Below are 10,553 nucleotides of genomic sequence, written 5' to 3'. Positions count from 1 at the left end.
GCCGGCTGAACCCGCCTCCCCTGGGGCCGACACCAGTGCCGCCGTACCAGGGCGAGCTGCCGCAGCCGCGTCAGCTCGTGCTTGTGCCGCTTCGGCATTGGACGGCTTGCCCACACGCACGCTGGCCTTGCCCTTCTTGCTGAACGCCAGTTGCACTTCCTCGGTAGGCGTGTGCAGATGGGCGTTGCGGAAGGTGTGCGCTTGCGCCCAGGCCATCACCTGCGCGATGCCATCGGCCAAAGGCAGGTTCTTCGTGATGTCCTTGGTGGGATAGCGCAGCACGAAAGACAAGTGCGGCTGGCCCTTGAGCTCGACCGGCCGCACCAGCACGCGCTGCAGATCAGGCCCCAACTGGGCGTCCTTGCCCTGGTAGTTGGCCATCACGAGCTTGTCGCAATGGCCTTGCGCCAGCGACTGGCTCAGCAGATCACAAAAGCGCTGCAGGGGCGCGGCATTGGCCTCATCCAACGACATCCTGACTCAACCCTTGGCCTGTTCGCCACCACCTTGGCCGCCTTGACCGCCCTGACCACCAGGTGTGCGCGGGCCGCGAGGGGCCGCATCACGGCGCGCGCCATCGCGAGGATCGCCTTCACGCGGGCCGCTGCCACGGCGTTGTTCGCCACGTGGGCCATCACCGCGCGGGCCCTGGCCTTCGCGACGTGGCCCACCGTTGCCGGGCTTGCCGCCGGGGCGGCCTTGGCCATCACGACGACCATGCTCCGGGCGACCATGCCCATGGTGCTGGCGCTGCGGGTTCTGTGCGTCTTCCAGGGCTTCGGCACGCGCTTGTGCCAGCAGGCCTTCCAGCGCTTCCAGTGCCACACCCTTGAGGGCGCAGAAGTTGGCCGTGGTCAGCTTGGTGGTTTCAAAATCGCGCAGCAGCGAAGCACGCTGACGACGCTCGGCCTGCTCGGCTTCACGCTTGGCGTTGGCATTGGCACGGCGGCGCACCAGCTCATCAGCGGCCACCTTGCGGTGCTCATCGGTCAACTCGCCAGCGGGCTGGCCGTCCAGATCAAAACGCTGCGTGGCCTTGGACACGGCTATGAGGTAGGAGGTGGCGCCGGTATAGCGACGGAAGAAGGCCGACAGGGCCTGCTTGCTGAACACGCCGGGCGCACGCTCCTGGATGTCCACCTGGATGCGCAGCTTCAAAGGTTTGGGCTGGCCCTTGAACAAAGCGGGGAACAGCTCTGCCAGTCGAGCAGCCGTGGCGGCTGGCGACTCTGGCTGTTGGGCCTGCGCGGGCACACTGGCGCTGTCTGCGGGTGCGGCGGCAGCGGACACGGCTTCGGGTGCCGCATCAGGAGCGATACCAGATGCAGTGTCGGTCGCAGGGGTATCAGCAGCTTGGTCGGCAGGCGCCGGAGAGATCGAGGACATGAGTCAGGCGTGTGAAAACGGTAACCCCCGATTGTCACCCCGTATCGCCTTTTAAATATGAACAGTTTGTGTCCTGAAAGCCAAGGGTGTCAGCCCCGTCCAGCGTTTGAAGGAGCGCGTAAAGGCGCTTTGCTCGCTGTAGCCCAGCAGCAAGGCGATTTCAGCCAGTGAAAGGGCGCGGTCATTGAGGTACTGGCGGGCGAGTTGTTCGCGCGTGCGGTCCAGCAGGTGTTGCCAGGTCATGCCGCTGTCAGCCAGACGCCGCTGGAGCGTGCGGGTGGACTGGTTCATGGCCTGCGCCACCTTGTCGACCGACACCTCGCCATCGGGCAGGAGGCGCACCAGCAGTTGCTGCACGGCCTTGTCGAAGGCGTTCGGATCAGGCAGGGCATCGAGCAAGGCCTTGGCCTGGCGATCGAGCAGTGCACGCAAGCCGGGCTCACGGTGCGGCATGGGGATGCTCATGTAAGCCACGGGAAAGCGCACCAAGGTGTGGCTGGCACCGAACTCCACCGGGCAGCCGAAGAAGGCCTCGCAGGCCTGCGCCCGCTGGGGCGACACCTGGTAGACAAAGCCCACACGCGAAGGCGGCGGCGGGTTGTCGATCTGCTTGCGCAGGAAGGTCACCAGCCCGGCGATCGCCGTTTCATCGGCCATCACGCCTGTGGTGTCGCTGCGTGCCCAGCGGATCTCGACTTCGCCCTGGTGCATCACCACCTCGGCCAGGTCCACGCCATAAAAGAGCCGCTCATAGCGCTGGTAGATGGATACGGCCTCGGCCAGGTTGTCGCTGGCGAGCACGAGATAACCCAGCACACCCACATGGCGCGGCAGCACGCCGGCGCCAATGGACAAGCCTGGTGCTGGCAGGTCTGGCCGCAAGGCCGCGGCCACTTCAAGGATATCTCGCCACACATCCAGCGGCACCACGTCATCGGGTGCGTAAGCCGCCAGACGTGCGCGGATCGCGGGCGCAGGCAGGCGCTGCGTATCCAGCCAATCCGTGAGTAATTGCGTCCAGGCCCCTGTGACGCGCATCAGCATGCTCATATGTCATGGATAGTTAAAAAGCCGACATCGATTGTCGATGCGATCGGCGCGCCCGTCTTTACATTGCATGCCATCACGTTGATGGAGACAAGCAATATGAACGACATCCTTCACGCACTGAGCTTCGTGCTCATCGCCGGTGCGGCCTTCATGGTCGTCATCCTGGCCGAAGCCACCTACCTGCGCCGCCAGGGCCGGGCGGACGCCTACAACCTGCGCGAATCCATCGCCAACATCAGCACGGGCTTCATGTACAAGATGGTGGACGGCGTCGTCGTGGCCCTCTTCATCACACAGTTCTATGACGACGTGGTCAAGTTGGGCCTGCAGTACACGCCGACCAACAAGTGGGTGGGCATGGCGCTGCTGTTCTTCATCACGGACCTTCTCTTCTACGTCGCGCACTTCGTGATGCACAAGGTGCGCTACGCCTGGTGCTCTCACATCACGCACCACAGCTCGACGCGCTTCAACTTCTCGACCGCGCTGCGCCAGAACTTCCTGTTCGACTTGAGCGGCCTGGTCTTCGTGTGGGTCCTGCCGCTTGCCTTGATCGGCTTCGACAAGATGTCTGTCGTCATCGCCATCGAGCTGAACCTGTTCTACCAGTTCTTCATCCACACAGAGACGATCAAACGCTTGCCCGCCTGGTACGAAGCGATCTTCAACACGCCCTCTCACCACCGCGTGCACCACGGCAGCAACCCGGCCCAGATCGACACCAACTTCGCTGGCGTGCTGATCATCTGGGATCGCCTGTTCGGTACCTTCGTGGACGAAAGAGATGCCGGCCAGATCGTCTACGGCATCAGCCACCGCCAGCCCACCACGCTCAACCCGTTGCGACTGAACCTCGATGAGTGGTTCGCCATGTGGGGCGATGTGTGGCGCCACAAGGACCTGCGCATCCTTTGGAAGCACCCTGACTGGGTGGAAGAGCAATACCCCAGCGCACGCAGCCTGCCGGCTCAACGCGCCGCAGCATGATCGGCTTGATCCAACACAGCCCAGCGCGGCGTGCCCTGCTGAGCTTGACCGCACTGGTCTTCGCTGGCCTGGCCTTGCAGACCTTGGCAAGGCCGGACCTGGTAGCCGCCGCAGTGGGCAATGGCCTGCACAGCGCCAATGACTACAGCGAGCTACACGCCATCTACGCGGGCTTGTGGCTGGGCCATACAGCACTGGGCCTGCTGGCCGCGCGCCATGTGGACAGCCAGCCGCTGCTGGGTGATGTGCTGGGCCTGCTGATCTTCTCGCAGGCGCTTGGCCGGGTGATGTCAGCCGCGCAATGGGGCTGGCCTGATGGCGTGCTGCGCGTGATGATGGCCGTGGAGATCATCAGCGGGCTGACGCTGTGGCTGGTTCGCCCAAGCCAGGGCGTTCAGCCCATTCAGTCCAAATAGAAACAGGGCCCCGAGAGGCCCTGTTGAACTGAGCACCACAGCACGGCTCGCGAGGAGCCTGTGCATGCAGACGATCAGGGTTTGGCTTGCGCCAGATTACTTCTTCTTGGCAGCGGCCTTCTTGGCAGCTGGCTTGGCAGCCTTCTTTGCTGCGGGCTTGGCGGCAGGCTTGGCAGCGGCCTTGCGAGCAGCAGCCTTGGGGTCCACAGCGGCCTTGAAGGTGGCGCCAGGTGTGAACTTGGGCAGCTTGGCGGCGGCAATCTTGATCTTGGCGCCGGTGCTGGGGTTCACGCCGTTACGGGCAGCGCGTGCGTGTTGCTTGAAAGAACCGAAACCAGGAATCACAACGGCGTCGCCCTTCTTGACACTGGCCACGACCACGTCGAGCAGGGTGTCAAGGATGCGGCCGGCTTCAGCCTTGGTCAGGGTGTGCTTGTCAGCCAGGTGCTGGATCAGATCGGTCTTGTTCATAAGTCGAATGTTCAAGTTGCACCCGCAATCGTCGGGCAAGCTATTGTGCAGTATTCATGGGGCTTGTGAAGTGTTCAGTCTCAATGATCGTGGGCGTGATGATGAACAGAAGTTCACGTTTGACGGTGTTCTGGCTGCGATTCTTGAACAGATTTCCCACCACCGGCAGGTCCCCCAGAACCGGCGTCTGGTTCTTCTCCTCGACCTGACTGCTGCTCTGGAAGCCGCCCAGCAACAGGGTTTCCCCGCTCTGCAAGGTCACGTTCGACGTCGCCTGATTCGTGTTGATCGTGGGGCCCACGGTCGAGGTTGAACCCACGCTGTCATCGGTCAAGGCCAGGTCCATGGAGATGGTGCCGTCTGGGGCAACCAGGGCCGTCACGGCTACGGAGACCTTCACATCCACGAACTCCGTGGTGTTCACGCCCTGCACGATGGAGGGCCGCGAATAAGGGATGCGCTGGCCTGACGAGATCAGCCCCGGCTTTTGATTGCTGAGCACCAGCTTGGGGCTGGACAGGATCTTGGTATGGCCGGCTTCTTCCAGCGCCGAGATCTCCAAGCCGATGTTGATACCGGCCGGCAGCTTGTAAAAACCGAGCGCCAGACTGCTCACCGCAGCCTGCGTCAAAGAGTTGCTTGCAGGCAACGAAACAGCATTGGGAAAGCCGGAAACGCCATTGGTAGCGATCTGATTGAGGTCGTTCGCTGTGCCACCCACCTGCACGCCAGTCTGTTTCGGCGAGGCTGCATTGAGCATGCGCGAACTCGTCACCCCGAAGCGCGCGCCCAGGCTTTTGCCGAAGTATTCATCGGCGCTGACGATCTTGACCTCGATCAACACCTGCTTGGACGGCACATCCACCCGCTTGATCAGGTTCTCGATGAGCTGGTGCTCGATCTGTGAGGCGCGAACCAGCAGCAGGTTGCTGCGCGGCTCGACCACGACGGCCGCTTGATCTCTGGGCAACAAGGGCGCGGCAGGATCAGACAACAGCGAGAGCATCTCGCTGGCACGCATGTGGTTGATGGCGTAGGCCCTCACCAGCGTGCCTTGCGGCGTGCTGCCCAGTGCCTGTGCACCTGGCGCGCTGTAGGCTTCCAAGGTTTCGTTGCTGAGCGGGCGAGGGGCCCGCGCAGCTGGCACAACACCACCTGCGTTGGCCAGATCAGACTGGCTCAAAGGCATGGGCTGCAGCATCTGGCTCAGATCTGGTGCGGGCTGGACTGAGGGCTTGGCGGCATGCGCAGGGTGCGCGCTCAAGACCAGGAACAGCGCAGCGCATCTGACAAGGCCCGACAGCATGGGCAAGGCCTTCAGTGGCAATGAATACATGGTGCGACCTCCGCAAGACAGCACAAGCACATGGCGTGATGCAAGGGGCTGACCACATGGCGGGCCAACCCCTCGGCGCACTTACTTCTTGTCAGACGTTGGCACGATGGCCTTCATCGCAGCCTGGAAGGCCGGGTCCATGACAAAGCTGTTCCAGCGTGTCATCAGCGCGTTGTAGGTGGGCTGGTCCACCACCTTGGCATTGACCACCACGGTCACGTCCGCGTTGAACTTGACCAGCTCGGTGTAGCGCCCGAAGTTCTTGCCCTTGAGCTGGGTCACGCCATAGTTGCTGTAGCCGAAGGCGTTGTACAGGTTGTTCCACTCGGCAGAGCCGGGTGCGAACTTCACGACGGGAGGAGGAGGGGGCGGTGTCACCACGGGTGGGGTGGTCTTCGGGGGTTCGGTCTTGGGTGGTGTGGTGGTCGGTGGCGTGGTCGTTGCAGCCGCACCGCAAGTACCGCTCACATTGACGCGCACCCAGCCCACACTGGGTGTGGCCGAATCCGCGTTGATCACGATCTTCACGTTGTTCTGTCCAGGCACCAGGTAAGGCTGCGTCCAGATCGTCTTGAGCACATTGGCAGCCAGGTCGATCTTGGTGTTCTGGGCGATCAAGGTGTCATTGCTGAACAGACGATTGGTGGTGTTCGTTGCCGCCACACCAGACACCTCGTCATACTTGACGTTGAAGGCGCACTTGCCGCCACTGGTGAGGAAGGCATCGCTCGTGGCCACGTTGATCACATTGATCACGCTGGTGCTCGTGCCGATGGGGGTCTGGGCGATCACCGTGCTGCCGTCAGGCTTGACGATGCGGAACAGGCCCGTGACCTGAGGGCCCGATGGCAAGGGCGTTGCGGCGGGCTTGGGTGGGGTGACCGTGGCGGTCGTGGGTGGTGTGGTCTTGGGTGGTTCCGTGCTGCCGAAATTGGCGGCGAAGGCTGGAGAGGCCAACATCACGGAGATCATCAGAGCTTGGGCTTTCATCTTGCATCCTTCAACAGGTTGAAGCCATGGGTGGCTTCGAGGGTTGGAACAGAATTGCAAGCGCCAAACCAAAGGGACGGTCTCTGTGGAACGGGCCCATTCCACCGAGGCAACCCCGCTATCTTTTGCATGCGTCCATGCAGGAAGACCGGAAGCTTTGCGTCCCCGCTTTTCAGCGGGTTTGCCAACTGTGCGTACACAGATTAAGGCCGTCAGTTACTTCGTGTAAGCAAATCCTTCACACTTGAAAGACGCTACGGACGAGCGGTATCGCGCATCCGCCGAACGGTCAAAACAAACGTTTCAACGCACGCAGCATGATCTGACGCAAGGCACCATCGTGGCCTGTCATCAGGGTGTCGCGCTGCAACGCGTAGCATGGGCACTCCCTTGCTTGATCAGGAATCTCATGTATCACGGCGAACGATTGAACAGCGTGACCCACCTGCTGGGTTTGGCCCTGGCGGTGGCGGGCTCGGCCGTGCTCGTGGCGCAAGCCATCGAGGGCGGTGATGCCTTGCGCATCATCGGCGTGAGCGTGTTCGGGCTGACGATGATCGTGCTGTATGCGGCCTCGTCGCTCTATCACAGCGTGCGTGCCGCCAGCAAGGAGATGTGGGCCAAGGTCGATCACTGCGCCATCTACCTGCTGATCGCCGGCACCTACACACCTTTCACGCTGGTGACGCTGCACGGCACGCTGGGCTGGAGCATCCTCGTCTTCGAATGGACGCTGGCGTTGGTCGGCATCGGCAAGGAGTTGTGGTGGGGCCGTGAGACCGTGCCTTCCGTGCCGCTGTATGTGCTCATGGGTTGGTGCGGCATCGGTGCGGCCACACCCTTGATGAACGGCCTGCATGACCAGGGCTGGATGTGGCTGCTGGCTGGCGGCCTGCTCTACACCGTGGGTATTGTGTTCTATGTGCTGGACAAGCGACTCAAGCACGCCCACGGCATCTGGCATCTGTTCGTGCTGGGCGGCACGGCCAGCCACTTCGTCACGGTGTGGCGCTTTGTGGCGTGAGATCCTTTTCGCGGATGGTTTCATGCAGGTGCACCGCCAGCCAGAGCGCGCCTTGTGAGGCACGCAGCACCGTGTGCGGTGTAGCTGATGGGATGAACACGTAGTCGCCTGCCTTGAGCGGCAGGCGCTTGCCAGCAATGTCGAGTTCAGCCTCGCCTTGCAGCAGCACCACCCACTCGTCTTGCGCCTGCAAGTACTGCTGCGACTCGATCTTCGAGGAGCTCACGATGCGCTCGATGACCAGGCCTTTGTGGCGCAGCAATGTATCGAAGCGCTCGCCCTCTGAAGGTGGCAAGGCTTGTGCGAAGAGGTTGCCGGTTTGCATGATGGTCAGTGCACGATCAATCAGAAGGACAGCCGCGCTTCCAGTGTGAGCATGCGGCCGCGGGCGTCATAGTAGCGTTCGTCGTAACCGAGTTGCTGGCCTTTGTAGGCACCACCGGAACTCAAGGTCAATGGTGGACGCGTATCCAGCAGGTTGATCACCCCCGCCGTCAACTGCCATCCTTGGCCTACACGCCAACTGGTTTGCCAATCCCACACGGTCAGGCCTGAGACCTTCATCCGCACATCCGTGGCAGCACCTGTCACCTGTCCGCTGGCATCCAGCGGATAGACCGAGACGGGCGCATCCAGATAACCGGATTGATAGCGCATCGTCAGGCTGTGTGTCCATGGGCCGTCGATCCACGAATTGCGCCAGGCAAGCTTCCACTTCAAGGTTGCACCGCCGGATTGCCCATCACCGATGTTGCTGGCCCACGGCCCACCTGCATAGAGCTGAGTGTCTTCACGCAGAATCGCCGTCACGCGCAATTGGCTGTCGAACAAACCCCAGGGCGATCCTCTGCGTACGGATGCATCCACATCAACGCCAGATGAAATCCAATTGCCCATATTGCCCGGCACACCAGAAAGCGCCAGCGTGGGGCTGCCTCCCGTGTTCACTACAGTCCAGGTCGATGCCGGCACATCCAAGGGATGCGCAAACGCTGTGGCCGCGTCCACGGAACCGATGCGATCGGTGATGCGCACGAACCACCAGTCGAGGCCCAGCGTATGACCACTCACAGGCTCCACCTTCAATCCCAGGCTGGCTTGCAGTGACTTCTCTGGCGCCAGATCGCGATTGCTGCCTACAACCAGTGGGTAACTGCCCGCTATTGTGCAGGGCGCGACGCCCAAGGATGCCTGCAGTGTTTTCAGATCAGCGGAACATTCCTTGCCATCCAGTTGTCCGCCCGACCGGGCAGGTGAGGTCAATTGATTGAGCGTCGGTGCTCTGAACCCCGTACCCAATGAGGCTCGCCACAGCCAATGCTCGCTGGGTCGCCAACGCGCAGCGGTTTTGCCTGTCCACGCCTGACCGACCAATTGATCGTGGTCAGCACGCACCGCCGCAGACAGATCCAAGTTACGTGAGACAGGCGCCAGCCATTCGCTGAAAGCCCCCCAGACGTAACGCGAAGCTGATGAGGGCACCATGGGCACGACATCGCCCGCTCGCAAATTGCCTTCATCGTAAGAGGTGGCCAAGGTGCCCGATGCGGGATCCGACAGCTTGCCCTGAGCGAACAAGCTCGGACTGAACATCAACGCCTCACGCCGCACATTGGCCCCCACAGCCCATTTGAGTTGGCCGCCAGGCAGCGTCAGTACATCGCGCGAGGCTTGCCATTGCAACTCGGTCAGCAAGGACCGCCCGCTCAACCAACGTCCGTTGTAAGCCGCCCCCTGCTGGGCGGCCAACTCGGATGCGGTTTGACCGCCCGGCAAAGCCACCGGGTTGACAAAGCCATCATCGAACAGGCGCTGAATCGTGTTGAGACTCATCGCATGGTCGATGTCGCTGCGCTGTTGGCTCATGGAGCCGGTCAAGCCAGCTTGCCAGGCCCATCCGTTCAGGCGCCCGTCCAGGCGCGCAGCCAGATGCAAGAGATCAGATTGATCTTCGAACCCTCTGCGCCCGAGATCAACAAAGCGGTAACTCAGATTGACGGGGTCGTCCACCACACCCAGCCCGCTGAGGTAGTTGGTATAGGACGGTGAAGTCGCGGGCAGATTCAAACCAGAAAAGAACCGGGTCGCCACAGGCGCCAGATGACTCGTCACGATGCTGCGTGTTGCCAGCAAATCCAGTTGCAAGCGGTTCTCTGATGCGAACTCGCGCGTGTAGGACGCCATCAGACTGTGCTGTGTCTGTTCTGGCACCAGATCGATGTCAGCAGCGTAGTTATAGGAACACAGCGGAAAGCTGAAATTTTGCTCGTAAGGGTTGCTGTAAAGGTAGCTGCCCTGAGGACATCCACCCGTGGCAACTTGATAAGGATTGCCCCAACCAAATCCAGAGTCATAGATCGTGGCTGGTGAAGTCGCATCCTGCACATCGGCGTAGCGATAGCGGGTGCCTTGATAGCTGAAGTCCTTGATGGCATCTTTCGCGTAGTCCCGCGAGGTGGCCCTCAGCGCCGAGCGGTGCATGTAGGAGGCGCCCAGGCTCAGGCTTTGCCCCTGCTCGTCCAGGCTACCGACACTCTTGAACGCACTGGCCCGCCACTCCCTCGCGCCGCCTTTGGGCAAGGTCCATCCAATGGTCGCTTCGTTCGCATCGCCATCCCGGCGCGTGATGATGTTGACCACGCCACCCAGCGCATCAGCGCCATACAAGGCTGAGGCGCCATCGGTCAGCACCTCGATGCGTTCGACCATGGCCAGCGGGATGGTGTTGATATCGACGCCAGACAAGGCGCCACTGCTCAACTGCCCACCAAATGGCGCCACGCGCTGCCCGTTGAGCAGCACCAGCGTGTAGGCATCGCCCAGGTCATGGATGGACACGCTGGCGTAGCCACGGGTGTCATTGCCCACCACCGAACTGGTGGGCACCACACCT

At 61.9% G+C, this 10,553-nt stretch carries 10 protein-coding genes, 1 pseudogene and 1 riboswitch; of the genes and pseudogenes, 3 read left to right on the top strand and 8 right to left on the bottom strand.

From position 1 onward, the window contains the following. The 3 genes and pseudogenes from EPO09_RS13925 to EPO09_RS13915 form a co-directional block, all read right to left on the bottom strand. Positions 1 to 474, bottom strand: a pseudogene (locus EPO09_RS13925) (methyltransferase); the annotation flags it as partial. Positions 475 to 480: 6 nt separating this feature from the next. Then, the gene (locus EPO09_RS13920) at positions 481 to 1,386 is read right to left on the bottom strand and encodes a ProQ/FINO family protein (protein WP_290643923.1); all 906 of its coding nucleotides are present in this window, start codon (positions 1,384 to 1,386) and stop codon (positions 481 to 483) included. Positions 1,387 to 1,437: 51 nt separating this feature from the next. Next, a complete protein-coding gene (locus EPO09_RS13915) occupies positions 1,438 to 2,436 on the bottom strand; it encodes an AraC family transcriptional regulator (RefSeq protein ID WP_290643922.1) in 999 nt (332 codons plus the stop codon). 96 nt (positions 2,437 to 2,532) lie between these two features. Here EPO09_RS13915 and EPO09_RS13910 point away from each other — a divergent pair, with 96 nt between their 5' ends. Both EPO09_RS13910 and EPO09_RS13905 read left to right on the top strand, forming a co-directional pair. Continuing rightward, on the top strand, positions 2,533 to 3,423 hold the full coding sequence (locus tag EPO09_RS13910; RefSeq protein ID WP_290643921.1) for a sterol desaturase family protein: 891 nt from the start codon (positions 2,533 to 2,535) through the stop codon (positions 3,421 to 3,423). Beyond that, on the top strand, positions 3,420 to 3,839 hold the full coding sequence (locus tag EPO09_RS13905) for a DUF4345 family protein (RefSeq protein WP_290643920.1): 420 nt from the start codon (positions 3,420 to 3,422) through the stop codon (positions 3,837 to 3,839). Before EPO09_RS13910 ends, EPO09_RS13905 begins: the two co-directional genes overlap by 4 nt. 96 nt (positions 3,840 to 3,935) lie before the next feature. Here the strand turns inward: EPO09_RS13905 and EPO09_RS13900 are convergent, their stop codons facing one another. The 3 genes from EPO09_RS13900 to EPO09_RS13890 form a co-directional block, all read right to left on the bottom strand. Beyond that, on the bottom strand, positions 3,936 to 4,310 hold the full coding sequence (locus EPO09_RS13900) for an HU family DNA-binding protein (RefSeq protein WP_290643919.1): 375 nt from the start codon (positions 4,308 to 4,310) through the stop codon (positions 3,936 to 3,938). Between the two features lie 40 nt (positions 4,311 to 4,350). Continuing rightward, entirely contained in the window at positions 4,351 to 5,646 is a 1,296-nt protein-coding gene (locus EPO09_RS13895) for a secretin N-terminal domain-containing protein (protein ID WP_290643918.1), read from the bottom strand. Positions 5,647 to 5,727: 81 nt separating this feature from the next. Next, on the bottom strand, positions 5,728 to 6,636 hold the full coding sequence (locus EPO09_RS13890; protein ID WP_290643917.1) for a hypothetical protein: 909 nt from the start codon (positions 6,634 to 6,636) through the stop codon (positions 5,728 to 5,730). Positions 6,637 to 6,741: 105 nt separating this feature from the next. After that, positions 6,742 to 6,832, bottom strand: a riboswitch (cyclic di-GMP riboswitch). A 213-nt stretch (positions 6,833 to 7,045) separates the two neighbouring features. Here EPO09_RS13890 and EPO09_RS13885 point away from each other — a divergent pair. Next, on the top strand, positions 7,046 to 7,660 hold the full coding sequence (locus EPO09_RS13885) for a hemolysin III family protein (RefSeq protein WP_290643916.1): 615 nt from the start codon (positions 7,046 to 7,048) through the stop codon (positions 7,658 to 7,660). Here EPO09_RS13885 and EPO09_RS13880 read toward each other — a convergent pair. Together EPO09_RS13880 and EPO09_RS13875 are read right to left on the bottom strand one after the other, a co-directional pair. Further along, a complete protein-coding gene (locus EPO09_RS13880; RefSeq protein ID WP_290643915.1) occupies positions 7,635 to 7,985 on the bottom strand; it encodes a cupin domain-containing protein in 351 nt (116 codons plus the stop codon). The two genes, EPO09_RS13885 and EPO09_RS13880, sit on opposite strands and share 26 nt — an antisense overlap. 20 nt (positions 7,986 to 8,005) lie before the next feature. Next, positions 8,006 to 10,553: TonB-dependent receptor (locus EPO09_RS13875; protein ID WP_290643914.1), on the bottom strand; the 2,548-nt coding region annotated here is incomplete at its 5' end.

It is taken from the genome of Aquabacterium sp. (assembly GCF_004297345.1).
GTDB lineage: Bacteria > Pseudomonadota > Gammaproteobacteria > Burkholderiales > Burkholderiaceae_C > Aquabacterium.
Note: the sequence above shows the minus strand (reverse complement) of the source record. Positions and strands in the feature narration are given on the sequence as shown.